19 protein-coding genes are annotated in these 21,144 nt (G+C 67.6%); 13 read left to right on the top strand and 6 right to left on the bottom strand.

The window, feature by feature from the left end; all coding sequences use genetic code 11:
• Positions 1-12: 12 nt before the first annotated feature.
• The 3 genes from zwf to pgl are packed head-to-tail and all read left to right on the top strand — an operon-like array spanning position 13 to position 3,133.
• Positions 13-1,494 carry a glucose-6-phosphate dehydrogenase gene (gene zwf / locus PGN37_RS18535; protein ID WP_335332499.1) on the top strand — a complete coding sequence of 494 codons (1,482 nt, stop codon included), beginning with the start codon at positions 13-15 and terminating at the stop codon, positions 1,492-1,494.
• Entirely contained in the window at positions 1,491-2,402 is a 912-nt protein-coding gene (opcA, locus tag PGN37_RS18530; RefSeq protein WP_335332467.1) for a glucose-6-phosphate dehydrogenase assembly protein OpcA, read from the top strand. The genes zwf and opcA overlap by 4 nt, the downstream gene beginning before the upstream one ends.
• Positions 2,399-3,133 (top strand): 6-phosphogluconolactonase, encoded by a 735-nt coding sequence (gene pgl / locus PGN37_RS18525; protein ID WP_335332466.1) that lies wholly within the window; start codon positions 2,399-2,401, stop codon positions 3,131-3,133. The genes opcA and pgl overlap by 4 nt, the downstream gene beginning before the upstream one ends.
• 10 nt (positions 3,134-3,143) lie before the next feature.
• On the opposite strand, the gene PGN37_RS18520 is transcribed toward pgl, so the two are convergent.
• The 3 genes from PGN37_RS18520 to PGN37_RS18510 are packed head-to-tail and all read right to left on the bottom strand — an operon-like array spanning position 3,144 to position 5,954.
• Entirely contained in the window at positions 3,144-3,767 is a 624-nt protein-coding gene (locus PGN37_RS18520) for a LutC/YkgG family protein (protein WP_335332465.1), read from the bottom strand.
• Complete coding sequence (locus tag PGN37_RS18515) at positions 3,757-5,211, bottom strand: lactate utilization protein B (protein WP_335332464.1); 1,455 nt, start codon at positions 5,209-5,211, stop codon at positions 3,757-3,759. The genes PGN37_RS18520 and PGN37_RS18515 overlap by 11 nt, the downstream gene beginning before the upstream one ends.
• Entirely contained in the window at positions 5,208-5,954 is a 747-nt protein-coding gene (locus tag PGN37_RS18510; protein ID WP_335332463.1) for a (Fe-S)-binding protein, read from the bottom strand. Before PGN37_RS18510 ends, PGN37_RS18515 begins: the two co-directional genes overlap by 4 nt.
• A 49-nt stretch (positions 5,955-6,003) precedes the next feature.
• On the opposite strand from PGN37_RS18510, the gene PGN37_RS18505 reads away from it, so the two are divergent.
• A complete protein-coding gene (locus PGN37_RS18505; protein WP_335332462.1) occupies positions 6,004-6,378 on the top strand; it encodes an ATPase in 375 nt (124 codons plus the stop codon).
• Positions 6,379-6,380: 2 nt separating this feature from the next.
• On the opposite strand, the gene PGN37_RS18500 is transcribed toward PGN37_RS18505, so the two are convergent.
• Entirely contained in the window at positions 6,381-6,998 is a 618-nt protein-coding gene (locus tag PGN37_RS18500) for a TetR/AcrR family transcriptional regulator (protein ID WP_335332461.1), read from the bottom strand.
• A 147-nt stretch (positions 6,999-7,145) separates the two neighbouring features.
• On the opposite strand from PGN37_RS18500, the gene PGN37_RS18495 reads away from it, so the two are divergent.
• Genes PGN37_RS18495 through PGN37_RS18485 form a run of 3 tightly spaced genes read left to right on the top strand, consistent with a single transcriptional unit; the run spans position 7,146 to position 10,571 of the window.
• Positions 7,146-8,060, top strand: a complete 915-nt coding sequence (locus PGN37_RS18495; protein ID WP_335332460.1) for an AurF N-oxygenase family protein — start codon at positions 7,146-7,148, stop codon at positions 8,058-8,060.
• Positions 8,057-8,905 carry a DUF4873 domain-containing protein gene (locus PGN37_RS18490; RefSeq protein ID WP_335332459.1) on the top strand — a complete coding sequence of 283 codons (849 nt, stop codon included), beginning with the start codon at positions 8,057-8,059 and terminating at the stop codon, positions 8,903-8,905. Before PGN37_RS18495 ends, PGN37_RS18490 begins: the two co-directional genes overlap by 4 nt.
• A 13-nt stretch (positions 8,906-8,918) precedes the next feature.
• Positions 8,919-10,571 carry an FAD-dependent oxidoreductase gene (locus tag PGN37_RS18485; RefSeq protein ID WP_335332458.1) on the top strand — a complete coding sequence of 551 codons (1,653 nt, stop codon included), beginning with the start codon at positions 8,919-8,921 and terminating at the stop codon, positions 10,569-10,571.
• A 58-nt stretch (positions 10,572-10,629) separates the two neighbouring features.
• Here PGN37_RS18485 and PGN37_RS18480 read toward each other — a convergent pair whose 3' ends face one another.
• The gene (locus PGN37_RS18480; protein WP_335332457.1) at positions 10,630-11,613 is read right to left on the bottom strand and encodes an AraC family transcriptional regulator; all 984 of its coding nucleotides are present in this window, start codon (positions 11,611-11,613) and stop codon (positions 10,630-10,632) included.
• Between the two features lie 171 nt (positions 11,614-11,784).
• Between PGN37_RS18480 and PGN37_RS18475 the strand changes: the two genes are divergently transcribed.
• The 5 genes from PGN37_RS18475 to PGN37_RS18455 all read left to right on the top strand — a co-directional run bounded on the left by PGN37_RS18475 (position 11,785) and on the right by PGN37_RS18455 (position 16,589).
• Positions 11,785-12,990 (top strand): lipid-transfer protein, encoded by a 1,206-nt coding sequence (locus PGN37_RS18475; RefSeq protein ID WP_335332456.1) that lies wholly within the window; start codon positions 11,785-11,787, stop codon positions 12,988-12,990.
• A gap of 60 nt (positions 12,991-13,050) precedes the next feature.
• On the top strand, positions 13,051-13,485 hold the full coding sequence (locus tag PGN37_RS18470) for a type II toxin-antitoxin system Rv0910 family toxin (RefSeq protein ID WP_335332455.1): 435 nt from the start codon (positions 13,051-13,053) through the stop codon (positions 13,483-13,485).
• A 1-nt stretch (position 13,486) separates the two neighbouring features.
• On the top strand, positions 13,487-14,350 hold the full coding sequence (locus PGN37_RS18465; RefSeq protein ID WP_335332454.1) for a MaoC/PaaZ C-terminal domain-containing protein: 864 nt from the start codon (positions 13,487-13,489) through the stop codon (positions 14,348-14,350).
• Between the two features lie 66 nt (positions 14,351-14,416).
• Positions 14,417-15,298, top strand: coding sequence for an SDR family oxidoreductase (locus tag PGN37_RS18460; protein ID WP_335332453.1), 882 nt, complete (start codon positions 14,417-14,419; stop codon positions 15,296-15,298).
• A 19-nt stretch (positions 15,299-15,317) separates the two neighbouring features.
• Positions 15,318-16,589: an acyl-CoA dehydrogenase family protein gene (locus PGN37_RS18455; protein WP_335332452.1), complete on the top strand. Its 1,272-nt coding sequence runs from the start codon at positions 15,318-15,320 to the stop codon at positions 16,587-16,589.
• Positions 16,590-16,603: 14 nt separating this feature from the next.
• On the opposite strand, the gene ppc is transcribed toward PGN37_RS18455, so the two are convergent.
• On the bottom strand, positions 16,604-19,417 hold the full coding sequence (gene ppc / locus PGN37_RS18450) for a phosphoenolpyruvate carboxylase (protein WP_335332451.1): 2,814 nt from the start codon (positions 19,415-19,417) through the stop codon (positions 16,604-16,606).
• Between the two features lie 68 nt (positions 19,418-19,485).
• Between ppc and PGN37_RS18445 the strand changes: the two genes are divergently transcribed.
• Complete coding sequence (locus PGN37_RS18445; protein ID WP_335332450.1) at positions 19,486-21,132, top strand: amidohydrolase; 1,647 nt, start codon at positions 19,486-19,488, stop codon at positions 21,130-21,132.
• The last annotated feature ends 12 nt before the right edge of the window (positions 21,133-21,144 follow it).

The raw sequence follows: 21,144 nt of genomic DNA, 5'->3' as shown, positions 1-21,144 counted from the left end.
CGCGACAAGCGCATGCCCCGCATCGCGGGCCCGTGCTGTGTGGTGATCTTCGGTGTCACCGGAGATCTCGCCCGCAAGAAGCTGATGCCGGCGATCTACGACCTGGCCAACCGGGGGCTGCTGCCGCCGTCGTTCGCCCTGGTCGGCTTCGCGCGGCGGGACTGGGCCGACCAGGACTTCAGTCAGGTCGTCCTCGACGCGGTCAAGCAGCACGCCCGCACGCCGTTCCGCCAGGAGGTCTGGGACCGGTTGTCCGAAGGCGTCCGCTTCGTTCAGGGCACCTTCGATGACGAGAAGGCGTTCGAGAACCTGGCCGAGACGCTGGGCAAGCTCGACGCCGAACGCGGCACCGGCGGCAATCACGCGTTCTACCTGTCGATTCCGCCGAAAGCGTTCCCGCAGGTGCTCGAACAGCTCTCCCGCACCGGCCTGGCCAAGAAGCCGGAGGGCAGTTGGAGCCGGGTGGTCATCGAAAAGCCCTTCGGGCACGACCTGAAGAGCGCGGAAGACCTCAACGCCATCGTCAACAACGTATTCCCGGAGTCGTCGGTGTTCCGCATCGACCACTACCTGGGCAAGGAGACGGTCCAGAACATCCTGGCGTTGCGGTTCGCCAACGAGCTGTTCGAACCGGTGTGGAATTCGCACTACGTGGACAGCGTGCAGATCACGATGGCCGAGGACATCGGCCTGGGCGGGCGCGGCGGCTACTACGACGGCGTCGGCGCTGCGCGTGACGTGATCCAGAACCATCTGCTGCAGCTGCTCGCGTTGACGGCGATGGAGGAACCCGTCAGCTTCTCCCCCGACGAGCTGCAGGCCGAGAAGATCAAGGTGCTCTCGGCGAGCAGATTGGCCGAGCCCCTCGACGAGACCACCTCACGCGGTCAGTACACCGCGGGCTGGCAGGGCGGCGAGCGCGTGGTCGGGCTGTTGGAGGAAGAGGGCTTCTCCACGACCTCGACCACCGAGACGTTCGCCGCGATCACCGTCGACGTCGACACCCGCCGCTGGGCCGGCGTCCCGTTCTACCTGCGGACCGGAAAACGGTTGGGGCGCAGGGTCACCGAGATCGCGCTGATCTTCAAGCGGGCCCCGCACCTGCCGTTCGACGCCACCATGACCGAGGAGCTGGGGCAGAACGCTCTGGTGATCCGCGTGCAGCCGGACGAGGGCATCACGCTGCGGTTCGGGTCCAAGGTGCCGGGCAACATGATGGAAGTCCGCGACGTCAGCATGGACTTCTCCTACGGGTCGGCGTTCGCCGAGGAATCGCCGGAGGCCTACGAGCGCCTGATCCTCGACGTCCTGCTCGGCGAACCGTCACTGTTCCCGGTCAACCAGGAGGTCGAATTGGCCTGGCGCATCCTCGATCCCGCGTTGGACTACTGGGCGTCCCACGGCAAACCCGACCCCTACGAATCGGGCGGGTGGGGCCCCGACTCCGCGTTCGAGATGTTGCGGCGCACCGGCCGGGAATGGAGACGGCCATGATCCTCGACCTGCCGGACACCACCACGGACGTCATCAACAAGAAGATCATCGCGCTGCGCGAAGAGGGTGGGGCGATCACGTTGGGCCGGGTGCTCACCCTGGTCATCGCTCCCACCACCGAGGCACTGCTCGAGCAGTCGATCGAGGCGGCGAACGCGGCGAGCCGCGAACATCCCTGCCGCGTCGTGGTCGTCGCACCCGGCGACCGCCTCTCCGACAAGGCTCGGCTCGACGCCCAGCTCCGCGTGGGCCGGGACGCGGGCGCGAACGAGGTGGTGTGCCTTCGGCTCTCCGGGCCGCTGGCCAATCACGCCAGCAGCGTCGTGATGCCGTTCCTGCTACCCGACACGCCTGTGGTGACGTGGTGGCCCGATGTCGCACCCGACGTTCCCGCCGAGGATCCGCTGGGCAAGCTGGCGCTGCGCCGCATCACCGATGCCACCAACGGCACCGATCCGCTGGGCTCCATCAAGAGCCGCCTCAAGGGCTACACCCCGGGCGACACCGATCTGGCGTGGAGCCGGATCACGTACTGGCGGGCACTGCTGACGGCGGCCGTGGATCTGCCGCCGCACGAGCCGATCACCTCGGCGCTGGTGTCGGGACTGGCCACCGAGCCCGCGCTCGACGTGCTCGCCGGCTGGCTGGCCTACCGCATCGACGGGCCGGTTCGTCGCGCCGTCGGTGAGCTGAAGGTGGAGCTGGTCCGCGACAGCGAGACGATCACGTTGAGTCGCCCTCAGGAGGGGGTCACCGCCCGGCTCACCCGCACGTCCGCACCTGAGGCACTTGTCCCGTTGGCGCGCAGGGAAACTCGCGAGTGTCTCGCCGAGGACATGCGACGCCTCGATGCCGACGAGATCTACCACGAGGCCCTGCAGGGCATCGAGAAAGTGCAGTACGTGTGAACGCGATCGTCGAGCGCCACCCCGACAAAGATGCACTGGTCCGCGCGGTCGGTGACCGATTGGTCGATGCGATCGTCGCCGCGGTGGCCGCACGCGGCTCCGCGTCGATCGTGCTGACCGGCGGCGGCACCGGTATCGGACTGCTCGAGCGCGTCGCCGAACGCGGCGGCGAGATCGACTGGTCGAAGGTCCACCTGTTCTGGGGTGACGAGCGGTTCGTCGCGCACGACGACGACGAGCGCAACGACAAGCAGGCCCGGGAAGCGTTCCTCGACCGCATCGACATCCCCGCCGCCAACGTGCACGCGATCGCAGCCAGCGACGGCGAATTCGGAGACGACCTCGACGCGGCGGCGGACGCCTATGCGCGGGTACTGGCCGAGGTCGGTGGCGCCGCTGCCACACCGGAGTTCGACGTGCACCTGCTGGGCATGGGACCAGAGGGGCACGTGAACTCGCTGTTCCCCGACACCGACGCGGTCAAGGAGACCGAGCGCATGGTGGTGGGCGTGACGGACTCCCCCAAACCCCCGCCGCGGCGAATCACGCTGACCCTGCCGGCGATTCAGCGGTCCCGCGAGGTGTGGCTGGTGGTGTCCGGCGAGGGCAAGGCGGAGGCGGTGGCCGCCGCCCTCGGCGGTGCGGCACCCGTCGACCTGCCCGCGGCAGGCGCGGTCGGTCGCGAGGCCACGGTGTGGCTGCTCGACAAGGATGCGGCGAGCAAGCTCTAGCCGGCGCGATCTACACGAGGACGATCACGTGCAGCGTCCGTGGACCGTGCACACCTTCGACGCGGTTCAGTTCGATGTCACTGGTGGCGCTCGGTCCGCTGATCCACGTCAACGGTCGGGTGTGCACGCCGAGTTCGATCAGCCGCGCAACGGCTCTTGGGACGTCGTCGACGATCTGTGAGGCACGCACCAGGCAGACGTGCCGGTCGGGTACGAGGCTCAGCGCGCGCCTGCCCTGTCCCGAGCCGTGGTCCAGGACGAGGGTGCCGGTGTTCGCGATCGCCACCGTCGCGGTGGTGACCACGGCGTCGACGTCGTCGAGTTCGGTGGCGCTCAGGCCGGTGTCGGATACCCACGATGCGGCGCACGGCCAGGCCGCCTGGATCGCGCCGTCGGCGACCACGGTGCGCGCATCGCCCAGCGCCGCGGTGATCGCCTGCGCCGCATCAGCATCGGAGACCCGCTCGACCTGCGCCCGATAGTCGGCCACCCTGTCGCAGAAGCGCTCCACCGGGTCCTGTGCCCCGGTACCGACATCGGCGCCGTAGCGCCACGGCACGTCTGCCGGCGTCGGCCGGTCGGACAGTGCGGCGCGGACGCGGCCGAGGATCTCGGCTCGTGCGTCACTGTCCACCGGTGCGCTCCCACCAGGACCGGAACGACTCTGTGGGCGGCACCGGCGCATCGCGAGCGCCGGACCACGTGCGTGCCGGCCACGGCAGCGACCTCAACCTGTCCTTTCCGCCGAACACTCTGCTGCGTAACACTTTTCCCCCGAGTCCGGTGGCCGCGGCAAAAGCCTCCAGGTGCCGGTGGTCGGCCATCAGCCAGCTCGCCGCCGTCATCGCCGCCTGCTCGGGCGAGGGCACGCCGCCGCGGTGTTCGTCGACGATCCGGGTGCGCAGGTGCACCAGCATCGACGGGATGTCGATGCGCACCGGGCACACGTCGAAGCACGCGCCGCACAGGCTCGAGGCATACGGCAGCGACTGATCGACGGCGCTGCCGGTCCCCCGCAGTTGCGGGGTCAGCACGGCGCCGATGGGCCCCGGATACACCGAGCCGTACGCGTGCCCGCCAGTGCGTTCGTAGACGGGGCACACGTTGAGGCACGCCGAGCAGCGGATGCACCGCAGCGCGTCGCGGCCGGACGGGTCGGCCAGCACGTCGGTGCGGCCGTTGTCGAGCAGCACGATGTGGACGGTGCGCGGACCGTCACCCTGCGCCGGTCCGGTCCAGATCGAGGTGTACGGGTTCTCCCGTTCACCGGTGCTGCTGCGCGGCAGCACCTGCAGCATCACCTCCAGATCACGCCACGACGGAAGCACCTTCTCGATGCCGACCACCGAGATCAGCGTCTCGGGCAGGGTGAGGCACATCCGCCCGTTGCCCTCGGATTCGACGACCACGAGGCTGCCGGTGTCGGCGATCGCGAAGTTGGCGCCGGAGACGGCGACGGTCGCCCGGAGGAACTTCTCCCGCAGATGCAGACGGGCCGCCTCGGCAAGGCGGCGCGGCTCGTCGGTGAGGTCGTCGGGCGCGGGCCGGCCGACCCGGCCCATCTCCCGCAGGAAGATCTCGCGCACTTCGGCGCGGTTGCGGTGGATGGCGGGAACCAGGATGTGGCTCGGCCAGTCGTCACCGAGCTGGACGATGAGTTCAGCCAGATCCGTTTCCCAGGCATCGATTCCGGCTTCGGCCAGCGCCTCGTTCAACTCAATTTCCTGGGTGGCCATGGATTTGACCTTGACCACCTCGGTGGCGCCCTGGGCGCGCACCAGACCGACGACGATGCGGTTGGCCTCCGCCGCGTCGCGCGCCCAGTGCACGGTGGCCCCGGCCGCCGTCGCGTTCGCCTCGAACGCCTCGAGGTGCTCGTCGAGTCGGTGCAGCGCAGCGTTCTTGATGGCGGCCGCGGCGAGTCGTAGCGACTCCCAGTCGGCGAGCTCCCCCACCACGGCGGACCGTTTGGCCCGGATGGTGCCGGTCGCGTGAGCGAGGTTGCGGCGCAACACCGTATCGCCCAGCGCGGCGCGAGCCGCGACGGGAAAGGCAGGAAAGCCGAGAAACGAGCTCATGCGGGGTGTTCCTCGGTGCTCGCGAGCACCTCCGCGAGGTGCAGGACCCGCACACCCGCGCGCTGGCGCGACAGCAGTCCGCCGATGTGGGCCAGACACGAATTATCGCCGGCCACAAGCACTTCGGCGCCGGAGTTGCGGACGGCACGGGCCTTGTCCGAGCCCATCGCGATCGAGGTGTCGGCGTTCTTCATCGCGAACGTGCCCCCGAATCCGCAGCACTGCTCCGCCTGGGCCAGCTCGACCAGATCGATACCGCGCACCGCCTCCAGCAGCCGTTGCGGGCGGTCGGAGACCCCGAGCATCCGCAGGGAGTGACACGTCGGGTGATAGGTGACGCGGTGGGGGAAGTACGCCCCCACGTCGGTGACACCGAGCACGTCGACAAGGAACTCCGAGAGTTCGTAGACCTTCGGCGACACCTCGGCCACCCGGGCCACGAGCTGGTCGTCACCCGACCGGGCCGCGACGTCGCGGTGCTGATGACGTACCGAACCGACACAGGATCCGGTCGGGGCCACCACCGCGTCGTAGCCCGCGAACGCGTCGGTGAACGCCCGTACCGCGGGCACCGCCTCCGCGGCGTACCCGGTGTTGGTGAACATCTGCCCGCAGCAGGTCTGGCTGCGCGGGAAGTCGACATCGCAACCCAGGCGGCGCAGCAGCCGGACAACGGCTTTCGGCGTCTCCGGCCACATCAGGTCGTTGTAGCAAGCGGCGAACAGCGCCACCCGAACACTCATACGGACATCTTGACCACCGTATCCGACCGGGCGGGTCATACTGGCCGACATGGCAGATCGAAGCGGCAGACCCGTACGCACCGGGGGCGAGCGCATCCGCAAGCTGGCGCAGGCCGCGCTCAACGCCGACGTCACCGTCGAGCAGGTCGACACGGTGCTCGATGGACTCAGCGAGACCCTCGACGACCTCAACCGGTCCACGTCCAAACTGGATGCCACCTTGGAACGGTTCGACGACACCATCAACCAGATCAACGATCTGGCGCAGGCGCTGTTCGGCGTCGTGGAGCGCATGGAGGGTGTCGTCGGGCGTGTCGAGCGCATCGTCGACATCGGCGAGTCGTTGGTCGCGCCGCTGGCGATCACCGACCAGGTCGTGCGCGGCGTCCTGGACAGGGTGAGGCGTGGCGCGGGCCTGGGCTGACTTCAGCCGACCGGTGCCGCGTAGGACTCGGCGCGGAGCGCGACGAGAGCCGGGACCAGAAACCGACGTGCGTAGTTTTCCGGCCCCATCGGGCCGTCGATGTCGACGACGCCCCCGGGTATCAGGACGAGCGAATGAATCTGCCGGGCAATGTGTTCTGCGAACGGCGCCTGCATCTCGACCGGTATGGTCTCGTTGCGGACGAGCGATTCGATCAACTCGCGCGCGCGGTCGAGGGCAACGCTGCGCTCAGCGATGATGTACGGCTTCAATGCGTCCGGGTTGACCTTGAGTGTCGTTTGAAGCGCTTGGTGGTCTCGCAGCCATCGGTATGCCGCACTGAACCCGACTATCAAGCGTTCGTCGGGATCCTCGACATCGCTCACGGCCCTGCTGATTGCCGCGAAGAATCTCTGCAACTCTGCCGAAACCAGAGCCTGGATCAGCGAATCCTTGCCCTTGAAGTGCATGTACAGCGTGGCCCGCCCAATGCCACCGAGACGCGCGACCTCGTCCATCGAGACCTTGCGCAACCCGGTGGTCTCGGCCAAGTGAAGTGTGGCTCCTAGTATCCGGCGACGCGTACCGGATGCGGTCCTGGGGCCTGGACGAGCAGCCATGCCGTGGAGTTTACCCTGGCCGCACCATCAGCCAGTGGAATTAATTACAGACACATAGATGACATTTGTCTGTATGACTGTTAGGTTCCGAGACACCAGGTCGGTCGACGACGTCGGCCGTTCGTCCAGCGTTTCGGAGGACAGACAATGACGACCACCTCGTCGACTCGATCCGATGCCCGGCGCGATCGCGCACAGAAGGCAGACCGGTTGCTCGACGGGTCTATGCGACGCTCGTACGACTCGTCGATCGACATCGACTGGGATGCGCCGCAGGATCCGGATGTGTTCTACCTGCCGGAAGAGGGCATCTCCCTCTTCGGCACCCCGATGTGGGAATCGATGCCGCATCGTCAGCGCGTCGAGCTGTCGCGGCAAGAGGTCGCGAACATGCTGAGCCGCGGCGTCTGGTTCGAGAACACGCTCAACCAAGGCCTTTTCCGCGCGATGCTCTACCAGGATCCGTCCGCGCGGGACGTGCACTACGCGCTGACCGAAATCGGCGACGAGACACGGCACATGATCATGTTCGGCCGCGGCGCCACTGCGATCGGCGCTCAGCCGTACCGGCTGTCCAAGCTCGAAGCGTTCACCGTGCAGCTGTTCCCGATCGCGTACAAAGGTCTGGCACTCTGGGTTGCCGCATTGTGCGGCGAGGAGATCCTCGACGATCTGCAGCGTAAATCCGCGCACGATCCCGACATCCAGCCCATCGTCGCGCAGATCTTCCGCATCCACAGCGCCGAAGAAGCACGCCACATCCGGTACGCACGAGAAGGCGTCCTGCGCCGGCTGGAGCGCGCCGCATGGTGGGAACGCGCGTTCGTGCGCCAGATGAACGGCATCGCGGCATTTGTCCTGCGCCGCATCATGTACAACAAGGAGGTCTACCGCCGCGCGGGCCTGGACCCCAGGGAGGCGATGCGGCAGGCGCGTGCCAACGAGCCGGTGAACGCGAGCCGGCGCGAGGCATTCGCGCCTCTGTACCACTTCTTGGTGGACAACGGCCTGATGGGCTGGGTGTCCCGGCTGATGTGGCGTCAACAGGGGTTCCTCGAGTGACCGCACGCACCACCACCGTGGTGGATGTCGCGGTACGTGGTGCCGGTCCCGGCATCGAGCACTTCGCGCGTCGTGTCCGTCGGGCCGCCACGACAGAGCCCATCGTCCTGCCTGCCGATCTCCCCATGACCTTCGATGCCGAAGAAGACCGGTGGATCCTCACCGGAGACAACGGAAGTAGATACGAGGCCCGCATCGTGATCGACGCGACGGAAGCCGCGGATCGGCGCGGTCTACTCGATGAGGGCGACGCCCGCGCGCGCTTCGGCCCGCGTCGGTATCTCGGAGTGGCGCGGCACGGCCTTCCCAACTACTTCGTGGCCGGTGATCGCGACGCGGCACGCTACATCGTCCGTTGCCTGAAGGCTTTCGGCCGCAGGCACGCCACGCGGATCGAGATCCGCGGTCACGCTCAGTCGCAGGCGGGTCGCTACATCGACCTGCACCTGGAGCGCCTCAATCCCTCGGTGCGCAAGCGACCAGTTCTCGACGACTTCGAGTTCACCCACCGCGACGACCGGGAGAGCGACGGCGACTACCGCGGTCCCGCGATGATCACCGACGCGAACGGGACCACATACGAGGTCGACATCCACGTCCTCGCCGTCTTCCAACCGATCGACAACGCCATCCGCTGGTCCGGTCGGATCCAGCCGACACCACTGCTGAACACGTTGCACCGCACCGTGAACCAGCCGATCACGATCACAGTCGGAGCCAATCCGGCAGTATCCGCGGTGCTCGTCGACCGCGACCCGTGGGGCGGTTCGCACATCCTCGGCTCCGGAGCATCCCCCTATCCGCTGCCGCTGGCAGCCGAGCTGGCCGGAACCACAGACATCTAGCGAGGAACCCGTCATGGCCTACGTCATCACCCAGAACTGCTGTAGCGACGCCTCGTGCCTCGCGGCGTGCCCGGTGGGGTGCATCCATCCCCGCCCGGACGAGCCGGGCTTCGGCACCGCCGAGATCTTGCACATCGATCCCGAGGCCTGCATCGACTGCGGCGCCTGCGCCGACGTGTGCCCGGTCGACGCGATCCTGCCCGACACCGGCCTGCGGGACGACCAGCGCTGGTTCGCCGAAGCCAACGCGCGGTACTTCGCAGACCACCCGATGTCCCCGACTTGGGACACGCGGAAGACCCCGCTGATCAGACGCGGAGTCGACGGGCTCCGCGTGGCGGTCGTCGGGTCCGGTGCGGCGGCCTGGTACGCCGCACGTTCCTTACTCCGTCACCCCGGAGTCGAGGTGACGATGTTCGACAAGCTGCCCGTCCCCGGCGGTCTGGTCGAGTTCGGGGTGGCACCGGACCATCCGTCCACCAAGGCCGCCATGGCGCAGTTCCGGTGGATGCGCGACCAACAGTCCCGCTTCCGACTGCGCCTCAACGTCGACGTCGGCACCGACCTCACACACGCGGATCTGATGCGTCACCACCACGCCGTCGTCTACGCGCACGGCTCCCAGCAGGAACGCCAGCTCGGCGTCCTTGGCGAGGAATTCGTCACCGGTGCATTGTCTTTCGTGAGCTGGTACAACGACCATCCGCACGCCGGGGACTTCACGCCGAACCTGCGCGGACGGCGCGCGATGATCGTCGGCAACGGCAACGTGGCGCTGGACATGGCGCGGATCCTCGCCACCGCCCCCGACGCGCTCGCCGGTACCGGGATCGCCCCACGTGCGCTGGCTGAGCTGCGGGACTCGCTCGTCGAGGAGGTGGTGATCGTCGGCCGCCGCGGTCCCACCGACGCCGCATTCACCGCCGCCGAACTGCACGGCCTGATGCAGACCGGGGGTATCGACGTGGTGGTCGACCCGGCCGACCTCGTCGGTGCACCGCCATCGGCCACAGTCGACCTCCTGCGCGCGGCGGCCGCCGCCGCATCCACGCCCGGCGCCCGTCGAATCGTCCTGCGGTTCAACACGGTCGTCGAACGAGTGACCCCATCGGACGACGGTGGAGTCTCGGTGACACTTGCCGCGCCGGGGGGTCAGACCGACATCGTCGACGCGACCGTGCTCTTGCGGGCCGTTGGCTTTCGGGGCACACCCATTGTGGGCGTGCCCTTCTCGATCGAGACGGGCACGATCCCCAATGACGACAACCGGGTCGTCGATCCGGACACCGGCGCGGTGATCCCGGGCGTGTACGCCACCGGGTGGATCGCACGCGGGCCGAACGGCGGGATCGGCATCAACCGGAGCTGTGCCGAGGCCGCGGCCGAACACCTGATGGACGACTACGCAGCAGGGGCGCTCGGTGACCACCTCGACAGTGGATTCCCCGAATTGCTGCGCAACTCCTGTCCCCGAGTCGTCATGATCGACGGTGCCCGCGGTTACGCGGACGCCGTCGAGCAAGCCAACGCGTATCGACGTGGGTGCCCGAGCGAACCGAGGACCTTGCTTGCAGTCGCCCGCGGCAAGCTACTTCCGTTGTGGCCCAGGGTTGGTCGCAGGTCGGGTCACCGCGCCCCGGCATCGGCTGGCGGATCGAGGTCGTGAGCGACGGCAACGACTTCGATGTGCCGGTGGCCTACCCCGCTGAGCCCGCTCAACACCGCTAGCGGTAATCGCTTGGCGCAGCGCCGGTCCAGCGGCGGAAGGCGCGCCGAAATGCGCTGGTCTCGGAGAACCCGAGGCGCGTGGCGAGGTCGGCGATCGTCTCGTCGCCGTGCACCAGAGCCTGGACCGCTCGGTCCCGGAGTACCTCGTCGCGGATCCGGCGCTGCGAGGTGCCGTCCTCTCGGAGCAGTCGGCGCAGGTGGGGCGGGCTGATCGACAGTCGATCAGCGAGATCGTCGGCAGTCATCCACGGCCCGTTCGGGTTTCGTTCCATGATGAGCCGGATCTGGGTGGTGATCGTGGTGGTGTGCTCATGTGCGTAGAACAGGACCCCCGGTGCATCGCGGAGAAAGTCCTTGAGATCGGCCTCGGAGCGGACCACGGGTCGGGTGAGCGCCTCTGCGTCGAACGACATCGTGTACTGGGCCGCGCCGAACACCGGCCGGATACCGAAGATCGCCAGGTAGTCATCACTGAGATGGTCTGCGTTGACACGAAAATCGAGGTGGCGCAACTGCAGTGATGATCCCGTGAGCCAACCCGCGAACCGCTGGAGGCTGCTCATCAGCGTGAACGCGATGAACGGGTCGACTGGCGAATCCGGATCGTCGAGCTGGCGGACGGTGACGACATCGTCGTCGACCTCGTACTCGCCGCGAACCCCGACCCATACCGAGCTGAGCTCGAGCATCCGGGTCAATGCCGCGCGCAGGTCACGGCTGTGGATCAGGGTGAAGCCCGACAGGCGGAGCGTGCCGCGCGGAACGGGTCGCGGCCCCAGGCCGAGGAATTCGTCGTCGGTGACGTCCCAGAAGTGCCGGATCACCGCGGTGGTCTGTTCCGGCGTGAGCCTGGTCCGCTCCAGGGAGTAGCGCTGCCAGTCGAGCCCGGTCTCCTGCAGCGCGCGCTGTACGTCGAAGCCGCGCTTGACCATGGCCTCGACTGTGGCGCGGAGAAACTGGACGGGGATGGTGTGTGCCATGGCTCGGCGGACGCCCTTCGCGTGACCTGCGATCGAATCAGCCTCCGATCCTATTACCGATGATCGTTTCGGTCCCCCAAGACGCCTGTCGGGGTCCTCGTCGGGGCGCGGCGGGCGACCTAGCCTCGAACCGGAGAAGCTCATCAGCTGACCTGTCGAGAGGAAACTTCAGTGGCAGAACGGGTTTTCGTTGTCGGTGTCGGCATGACGAAGTTCGAGAAGCCGGGCCGACGGCGCAACGACGACGACAGCGCGTGGGACTACCCGGACATGGCGAGGGAGTCGGGCACCAAGGCGCTCGCCGATGCCGGGATCTCCTACGACGAGATCGAGGAGGCGTACGTGGGTTACGTCTACGGTGAGTCCACCTCGGGGCAGCGTGCCGTCTACGAGCTCGGATTGACCGGCATCCCGGTCGTCAACGTCAACAACAACTGCTCGACCGGCTCCACCGCCCTGTACCTCGGTGCGCGGTCCATCAGGGGCGGTCTGGCCGACTGTGTTCTCGCGCTTGGTTTCGAGAAGATGCAGCCCGGTTCGCTGGGCACCACCTACGACGACCGGGAACAGCCGATCGCGAATCACATGCAGGCGCTGGCAGAGATCTCCGAGGTGCTCTTCCCGCCCGCACCGTGGATGTTCGGAGCCGCCGGTCGCGAGCACATGCAGACCTACGGCACCACCGCCGAGCACTTCGCCAAGATCGGACACAAGAACCACAAGCACTCGGTGAACAACCCGTACTCGCAGTTCCGCGACGAGTACACCCTCGACCAGATACTCGATGCCCGGATGATCTACGACCCGCTGACCAAGCTCCAGTGTTCGCCGACCTCGGATGGTTCTGCCGCGGCGGTCCTGGCGAGCGAAGACTTCGTCGACAAGCACGGCCTTGCTCATCAGGCGGTCGAGATCGTCGGTCAGGCGATGACCACCGACTTCATATCCACTTTCGACGGCAGCTGCAAGAGCATCATCGGCTATGACATGAATGTCCAAGCCGCACAGAAGGTGTACGACCAGTCCGGTCTGGGGGCCGCGGACTTCCAGGTCATCGAGCTGCACGACTGCTTCTCGGCCAACGAGCTGCTGCTCTATGAAGCGTTGGGTCTGTGCGCACCCGGTGAGGCGGGCACCCTGATCGACGCCGGCGAGACCACCTACGGCGGCACGTGGGTCGTCAACCCCTCGGGCGGCCTCATCTCCAAGGGACATCCGCTGGGAGCGACAGGCCTCGCGCAGTGCGCCGAACTGACCTGGCAGCTGCGGGGCACCGCCGAGAAGCGTCAGGTCACCGACGTGACCGCGGCGCTGCAGCACAACATCGGCCTGGGCGGTGCTGCCGTCGTCACCGCCTACCAACGCGCTGATCGCTGATCGACGTCACTGCCCCACCGACACACCAATCAGATTTCCGAGAACAAGGAGACCATCGACATGGGCCACATCGAGCAGACCGCCACTCTCGCAGCATCTTCGGCCACACTGATCGAGGTGATCAGCGACCCGAACACGTGGGGCGAGTGGTTCACCATCCACGAGCGCTGGATGGTGGAGCCGCCTGCCAAGCTGACCGCCGGAGCCAACCTCACCGCGAAGATCTTCATGCTCGGCATGGCGAACAAGATCGAGTGGGTCGTCGAGGAGGTGACGGACAACAAGCTGGTCCTGTCCGGCACCGGCATGGCGGGAGTGAAGGCAGACTTCTCCTTCGAACTGACACCGTCCGGCGACAGTACGGACGTGCGGGTGGCGGGCGATTTCGAGGGCGCGCTGATCAAGGGTGCACTCGGCAAGGCGGTCGAGAAGGACGGCACCAAGCAGATCCAGGAGTCGCTCGACAAGCTCGCCGCGCTCGCCACCGGTGCCTGAGGTGGGCGATCGGCACGAATTCGACCGCGCAGGTCTCAACCTGTGGTCCGACGAGGAGCGTTTCGAGGTCACTCGCGAACGGCTCGCGGAGTACGCCGCGGCGACCAATGACCCGATCCCCGCGCACCTCGCCGGCGACGTCGGCTCGCCGGTGTTCGCCATCGTGCCGGCGTTCGACGCGTTGATGGCACCGGCCGTGGACGTGGTCCCGATGAGCATCTTCGGCCGGATCACGCACGGCGAGCAGGATTTCCACTTTCACCGTCCGATCACGCCGGGTGACACGCTGGTGGCTCGGGGGCGCGTGATCGGCTGGGAGACCAAGTCCACCGGTGCACTGGTCTACATCCACCTCACCTGCCACGACGAGGTCTCGGGTGACCTCGTCAACGAGCAGTACCTCTCGGGCTTCTTCCGCGGCGTCGACGCGGGCGAGAAGGTCGGCGAAGCGATCCCCGTGATCGCGTCGCACACCGAGGTCAAGGAGGGGGCGCCGGCGGCGACCGTGACCGCCCACGTCGACAACGACCAGACCTTCCGGTACGCACCGGCTTCGGGCGATCCGGTGCCGCTGCACTTGGACGAGGAGATCGCCAAGGACGCCGGTCTTCCGGGCATCATCGCCCACGGCCTGTGCACAATGGCGATGGCGGGCTGGGGAATCGTCTCCGAGGTCGCCGGTTCTGACGTGGCCAGGGTGAAGCGCCTGGCCGTACGGTTCTCGAAGTTCGTCTTCCCCGGCGACGACCTGTCGACCCGGATCTGGCGCGTCGACACCGAAAATGGCGTGACCACATACGCATTCGAGACGGTCCGCGGTGACGACGTGGTACTGAGCAACGGCATCGCCGAGATCACCGACTGATCCCGCCATCACGTGTCACACCCGATCGTGACGGCGAAACCTAAGTAGTGAATCGAAGGAGAAGACATGGGGGCCTTGGAAGGTCGCGTGGCCGTCATCACCGGCGCCGGTCGCGGTATCGGTCGCGAACACGCTCTGCTGTTCGCCCACGAAGGTGCCGCCGTCGTGGTCAACGACCTCGGTGGCAGCAACAGCGGGGACGGCGCAGACGTCACACCCGCACAGGAGACCGTCGACGACATCGTCGCCGCCGGCGGACGTGCCGTGGTGAACACCGGAAACATCGCGACCTGGGCGGGCGCCGAGGCGCTGGTGGCCCAGGCCATCGACGAGTTCGGCAGGCTCGACGTCGTGGTCAACAACGCGGGCATCCTCCGCGACGGGTTCATCCCGGCACTGGCGGAGTCCGATTGGGATGCCGTGGTGGCCGTGCACCTCAAGGGCCACTTCTCGGTCATCCGGCACGCCGCGACCTACTGGAAGGCCGAGTCGAAGGCCGGGCGCCAGCCCGACGCCGCGATCGTCAACACAGCCTCGGCATCGGGTGTGACCGTTCCCAATGCGGGACAAGCGAATTACGGTGCGGCCAAGGCGGGTATCGCTGCCCTGACGCTGGTCGCCGCAGACGAGCTGCAACGCTACGGTGTGCGGGCCAACGCGATCGCGCCGATCGCCCGCACACGGCTGACGCTGGCGACTCCGGGCATGGGCGCGTTGATGGCCGCTGAGGCGGCCGACGCCGACGCCGAGGGTGGCTTCGACGCCTTCAGTCCCGCCAACATCTCCCCGCTGGTCGCGTACCTCGCGACCGCCCAGTGCCCGATCACGGGCAAGGTGTTCGCCGTGCAGGGCGGTGCCATCAGCGAGCTCGCCGGCTGGCACGACGTCAAGACCATCGAAACCGACGAGGCGTGGGCCATCGACGACATCGCCGCTCGGCTGCCCTGAATCACAAGGAGAAGAGAAAATGTTCGAATGGTCTGAGACCGACGAGATGATCCGCGATTCCGTGCGCACCTTCATCGACCGGGAGATCCGTCCCCACATCGACGAACTCGAGCACGGCGACCTGCCGCCGTACGACATCATGCGCAAGCTCTTCAAGGAGTTCGGCCTCGATGCGTTGATCGACGAGACGGTCGACAAGATGCTCGCGAAAGAACAGGCCAAGGAACAGGAGAAGGCCGACCGGATCGCCGCGGGCGAGTCCGAACCCACGTCGAACGGCAAGTCCGGCGGCAACCCGCTGGCAGCCCAGGGCAGCATGGCCGCAGTGCTGATCAGTGAGCTCACCGGCGTCACCCTCGGTAGCGTGGCCGCCGTCGGCGTCAGCCTCGGCCTCGGTGCGGCGACGATCGCGAGCCGCGGGACCCTGGCCCAGAAGCAGCGCTGGCTCAAGGACATCGTCACGCTGAACAAGGTGGCGGCGTGGGCGATCACCGAGCCCGACTCCGGCTCCGACGCGTTCGGCGGGATGAAGACCTACGTCCGCCGCGACGGCGACGACTACATCCTCAACGGGCAGAAGACCTTCATCACCAACGGGCCGTACGCCGACGTCATCGTCGTCTACGCCAAGCTCGACGAGGGCGATCAGGCCGACAAGAGGGATCGGAAGGTGCTGACCTTCGTCCTCGACACGGGGATGGAGGGCCTGACGCAGGGCAAGCCGTTCAAGAAGATGGGCATGCACTCCTCCCCCACGGGTGAGCTGTTCTTCGACAACGTCCGGCTCACGCGGGACCGGCTGCTCGGAGAGACCGAGGATCACAAGGGCGGTGACGGCCGCGACAGCGCCCGTTCGAGTTTCATCGTGGAGCGGGTCGGTTGCGCCGTCCTGTCACTGGGGATCATCAACGAGTGCCACCGTCTGTCCGTCGACTACGCCAAGTCGCGGACTCTGTGGGGTCAAGAGATCGGCAGATTCCAGCTGATCCAACTGAAGCTGGCCGAGATGGAGATCGCGCGGCTGAACGTACAGAACATGGTGTTCAACGCGCTGGAGAGTTTCGCCGCAGGCAAGATCCCGTCACTGGCCGAATCGTCGGCGATGAAGCTCTATTCCACGAAGGCCGCTACCGACGTGGCGATGGAGGCGGTCCAGCTCTTCGGCGGGAACGGGTACATGGCCGAGTATCGGGTCGAGCAGCTCGCCCGCGACGCCAAGTCGCTGATGATCTACGCGGGGAGCAACGAGATCCAGGTGACGCACGTCGCGAAGGGCCTTCTCGCGGGGTGATGACCTAGCCGCTCTCAGCCGCTGTTGCGCAGGGCCGTCGCCAGTCCACTCATCGTGAGCAGGATTCCGCGCTGCACTAGCTCGTCCTCGTCGCCCGAGCGATAACGGCGCAACAGTTCGACCTGCAGGTGGTTCAGCGGCTCCAGGTACGGGAAGCGGTTGAACACCGACCGCGCCAGCGCGGGGTTGTCGGCCAGCAGGTCGTCCTGACCGGTGATGAGCTTGTGCATCCGGATCGTGCGGGCGTGTTCGTCGACGATCTTGTCGAACACCCGGTGCCGCAGCTCGACGTCGTCGACCAGTTCGGCATAGCGCGCCGCCAGTCCCAGATCCGACTTCGCCAGCACCTGAGCCATATTCGACAGCACGGTCGCGAAGAACGGCCACCGCCGGTACAGGTCCTGCAGCACCTCCAGCCGTGCATCGCTGTCGGGGCCGTCGCCGATGTAGTCCTCGAACGCGGTGCCGGTGCCGTACCAGCCGGGCAGCATGACACGCGACTGGCTCCAGGCCAGCACCCACGGGATCGCTCGCAGGTCCGAGATCGACGTGGTGGGTTTGCGCGAGGTGGGCCGGCTGCCGATGTTGAGGGCGCCGATCTCGCTGACCGGCGTCGAAGCCTTGAAGTAGTCGACGAAACCCGGTGTCTCGTGGACCAATTCGGCGTACGCACGCTGCGCACGGGCAGCCAGGTCATCGAGGACGGCGTAGGCCGGTTCGGCTTCGTCGCCGAGTCCTTCGACGTCGAGCAGCGTGGCCTCCAGCGTGGCGGCCAGCAGCGTCTCCAGGTTGCGGTGGGCTATGCGGGGTTCGGCGTACTTCGCGCCGATCACCTCGCCCTGCTCGGTGATCCGCAGCGACCCGTTCACCGCGCCCGGCGGCTGCGCGAGGATCGCGTCGTAGCTCGGTCCGCCGCCACGGCCGACGGTGCCGCCGCGACCGTGGAAGAGCCGCAACCGGATTCCGGCGGTGCGAGCCATCTCGACGAGATCCAGCTCGGCCCGGTACAGCGCCCAGTTCGCGGCGAGGTACCCGCCGTCCTTGTTCGAGTCGGAGTACCCGAGCATGACCTCCTGGCTGTCGCCGCGGGCGGCCACCATGGCCCGGTAGAGCGGACGATCCAGCGCCGCCTCCATGATCGCCGACCCACGCTGCAGGTCATCGATCGTCTCGAACAGCGGCACGATACCGACCGGCGCGTAGGGGTGCTCACCCGAAACGTCCAGCAGCCCCGCCTCTTTCAATAGCAGCGCCGCCTCGAGCATGTCCGACACCGACTGGCACATCGAGATGATGTAGTTGGGCACCGCGGCGGGACCGAACACGTGCACCGCACGTGCGGCTGCGATCACGATGTCGAGTTCCTTGCGGGCCAGCTCGGACAGCTGCGCACCCGGGCCGATGAGCGGGCGGCGGGTGGCGAGCTCGGCGGCCAGCACCTCGACCCGCTCGTCCTCGCTCAGCGAGGCGTAGTCGGAGTGGACGCCCGCCCAGGCCAGCAGCTCGGCGACCACCTCCTCGTGCATGTCGGAGTTCTGCCGCATGTCCAGACCACTGAGGTGAAAACCGAAGACATGCACAGCTTCCCGCAGCCGAGACAACCGGTCGTCGGCGATCACCGCGCTGCCGTTGGCCCGCAGCGAGGCATCGATGGCGGCGAGATCAGCGGACAGCTCCGCGGGCGTTTCGTAGGGCGTCATGCCGAGGTCGAGTTGGTGTTCGGGTTGCCGGTCCAGGATCTGGCCGGCGGTGGCGGTCAACCGCGCGTGCACCACGCGCAACGCGCGCCGGTAGGGCTCGTCGGCGCGGGCCGGCTCCGTGCAGGCGTCGGCCAAGGCGGCCAGTTCGTCACTGACATGGACCAGCCGGACCGACATCGACAGTTCCTGCTCGAGTGCGGTGAGCTCGGTGAAGTAGTGCGTGAAGGCGGTGAAAGCCGCACTGCCGGTGGCCATCCGGACGATCTCGCCGGTCACGTTCGGGTTGCCGTCCCGGTCGCCGCCGATCCAGGAGCCCGGGCGCAGGATCGGTTCCCGGAGCAGGTCCGCATCGGGCCAGCGACTCTGCAGCGCGGCCCGCACCTCGGCGTTGACCCGCGGGATGACCTCCAGGAACGCCGCCGGGTAGTACCGCAGACCGGTCTCGATCTCGTCGGAGATCTTCAGCCGGGACAACCGGATCAGCGCGGTCTGCCACAGCGTCAGGATGTGGCGGCGCAACTCGTGCTCGATGTCGCGGCCGTCCTCGGTGTGGGTGAGCCCGCGCAGCCGCATCCGCATCAACTCGGTGATGCGGTGCTGGGTGTCGAACACCGTGCGTCGCCGTGTCTCGGTGGGATGTGCGGTGATGACCGGGGCCACCAGCGCACCGTCGAGTGCGTCGGCCACCTCTGTGCTGTCGAGGTCGGCGTCGTCCAGCTTGAGGTAGGTCGCGGCCAGGGTGCTGTTCAATGGCGGTTCCCCGGCAGCCACGTGTACGGCGCGGCGGCGTTCCCGGTGGATGTCCTCGGCGACGTTGGCCAGCAACGCGAAATGGGTGAACGCGCGAATCACCGGGATCGCCCGCCGGGCATCGATGCCGTCGAACAGTTGTGCCAGCTCGGCGCGGTCGATCTCCGAGCGGCGCACCCGGAACGACTCGACCCGGGCCTGCTCGATGAGGCCGAACGTCTCGTCGCCGTTCTGTTCGCGCACGGTGTCGCCGAGGATCGCACCCAGCAGACGGATGTCCTCCCGCATCGGCTCGGTCGCCTCCCGGCCCACCTGGGTGCGTTGGACGGCTCCGATGGGTTCGAGTGCCGCGTCGGGCGCGCTGGGTGCGTGAGACATCGTCCGATTATCCGACCCGCCCGGGCGCGCCGCAGGGCGAGGCCACCCCGCGGGGCGAGGATGGGCGCGTGACCGTCTTCCGCGCCCGCACCGTGATCACCATGGATCCCGCCCGCCCCCGGGCGACGGCCGTCACCGTTGACGGGGATCGCATCACGGTGGTGGGCGACGTCCCCAGTGGGGTCGAGGCCGTCGACTTCGGCGACGCCGTCCTGATGCCGGGCCTGATCGACCAGCACCTGCACCCCGTTCTCGGCGCGACCACGCTCGTCACGGCGGTCATCGCGACCGAGGACTGGGATCTGCCCGCACGTTTCTGCCCGGCGGCCACGACCCCGCAGGAGTACCGCACCCGGCTGGACGAGGCAGAATCCGCGACTCCACCCGGCGAATGGCTGTTCAGCTGGGGTTATCACCGGCTGTGGCACGGCCCCCTCGATCGCGCAGCACTGGACCGGATCAGCGCGGTCCGCCCCGTCGCGGTGTGGCAGCGCAGCTGCCACGAGTGGTTCCTCAATTCCGCGGCCATCGACGCGCTGGGCATCACAGCTGAGTCGATGACCGGTCACGGCCCGGCCGACGCGATGGTCGACGTCGCGGCCGGGCACTGGTGGGAGATGGGCATGAACCTGCTGCTGCCGCTGCTGTCGCCACACTTCCTGACCCCCGAACGGCTCGCCGCCGGGCTACGCCAGATGGTCGATTACCTGCACGGCAACGGCGTGATCGCGTTCAACGAGCCCGGCATCCTGTGGGACCTCGAACCGTGGGAGCTCTATCAGCAGATCCTGGGTGCCGAGGACACCCCGATGACGTCGACGTTCCTGGTCGACGCCCGCAGCCAGGCCGATGCGGGGATGGACCCGCACGACGCGGTCGCCGACGCCGAACGCCAGATTGCGCGGGCCGACACCGGCAAGTGCCGGCTGCTGCCGCGCCACGTGAAGCTGTTCGCCGACGGCGCGATCATCAGCCAGCTCATGCAGATGCGCGACCCCTACCTCGACGACGACGGCCATCCGGACCTGTGCCACCACGGCGAGTGGATGATGCAGCCCGACGTGTTCCGCGCCTTCGCCCGTGCCTACTGGAACGCCGACTGGCAACTCCACATCCACGTCAACGGCGACGCCGCGCTGGACCTCGTCCTCGACACGATCGAGAACTGCATGGCCGAGCACCCCCGGACCGACCACCGCACGGTCATCGTCCACTTCGCCAACTCGACCGAAGAGCAAATCGACCGCATCGGCGCCCTGGGCGCGATCGTGTCGGCCAACTCGTACTACCCCGTGGGTTTCGCCGACAAGTACGCCGCCCACGGGCTCGGCCCGCGGCGGGCCGACGCAATGGTGAGGGCGGCGTCGGTGCTGGCACGCGGGATCCCGCTGTCGTTCCACTCGGACCTGCCGATGGGCCCGGCCGCGCCGCTGACCCTGGCCTGGTGCGGCGCCACCCGGACGACGCCGTCGGGACGAATCGCCGGACCGGAGCAACGTATCGACGTGCACGACGCGCTGCGCGCGGTGACGATCGAGGCGGCCTACTCGTGGCGGCTCGAGCACGAGCTGGGCAGCATCGAAGCGGGTAAGCGGGCCGACTTCACGGTCCTCGCCGAAGACCCCTATGCGGTGGAACCGTTGCGGCTCAAGGACATCGAGGTGCTCGGCACCGTGTACGGGGGGCGTTGGTATCCGCGGGCCGCACGACGTTGAGGGGCCACGGTA

This window comes from Mycobacterium kyogaense, assembly GCF_036946525.1.
In the GTDB taxonomy this organism is placed as follows: Bacteria; Actinomycetota; Actinomycetes; order Mycobacteriales; family Mycobacteriaceae; genus Mycobacterium; species Mycobacterium kyogaense_A.
The sequence above is the reverse complement of the archived record's forward strand: the minus strand, read 5'-3'. Positions and strand labels throughout refer to the sequence as shown.

Bases quoted from the DNA above. Each gene is read 5' to 3' on its own strand.
- PGN37_RS18500 (WP_335332461.1), bottom strand. From the start codon at position 6,998: ATGGCTGCTCGTCCAGGCCCCAGGACCGCATCCGGTACGCGTCGCCGG.
- opcA (WP_335332467.1), top strand. From the start codon at position 1,491: ATGATCCTCGACCTGCCGGACACCACCACGGACGTCATCAACAAGAAG.
- PGN37_RS18455 (WP_335332452.1), top strand. From the start codon at position 15,318: ATGTTCGAATGGTCTGAGACCGACGAGATGATCCGCGATTCCGTGCGC.
- zwf (WP_335332499.1), top strand. From the start codon at position 13: ATGCCCCGCATCGCGGGCCCGTGCTGTGTGGTGATCTTCGGTGTCACC.
- PGN37_RS18485 (WP_335332458.1), top strand. From the start codon at position 8,919: ATGGCCTACGTCATCACCCAGAACTGCTGTAGCGACGCCTCGTGCCTC.
- PGN37_RS18515 (WP_335332464.1), bottom strand. From the start codon at position 5,211: ATGAGCTCGTTTCTCGGCTTTCCTGCCTTTCCCGTCGCGGCTCGCGCC.
- ppc (WP_335332451.1), bottom strand. From the start codon at position 19,417: ATGTCTCACGCACCCAGCGCGCCCGACGCGGCACTCGAACCCATCGGA.
- PGN37_RS18495 (WP_335332460.1), top strand. From the start codon at position 7,146: ATGACGACCACCTCGTCGACTCGATCCGATGCCCGGCGCGATCGCGCA.
- PGN37_RS18460 (WP_335332453.1), top strand. From the start codon at position 14,417: ATGGGGGCCTTGGAAGGTCGCGTGGCCGTCATCACCGGCGCCGGTCGC.
- PGN37_RS18470 (WP_335332455.1), top strand. From the start codon at position 13,051: ATGGGCCACATCGAGCAGACCGCCACTCTCGCAGCATCTTCGGCCACA.
- PGN37_RS18505 (WP_335332462.1), top strand. From the start codon at position 6,004: ATGGCAGATCGAAGCGGCAGACCCGTACGCACCGGGGGCGAGCGCATC.
- PGN37_RS18510 (WP_335332463.1), bottom strand. From the start codon at position 5,954: ATGAGTGTTCGGGTGGCGCTGTTCGCCGCTTGCTACAACGACCTGATG.
- PGN37_RS18480 (WP_335332457.1), bottom strand. From the start codon at position 11,613: ATGGCACACACCATCCCCGTCCAGTTTCTCCGCGCCACAGTCGAGGCC.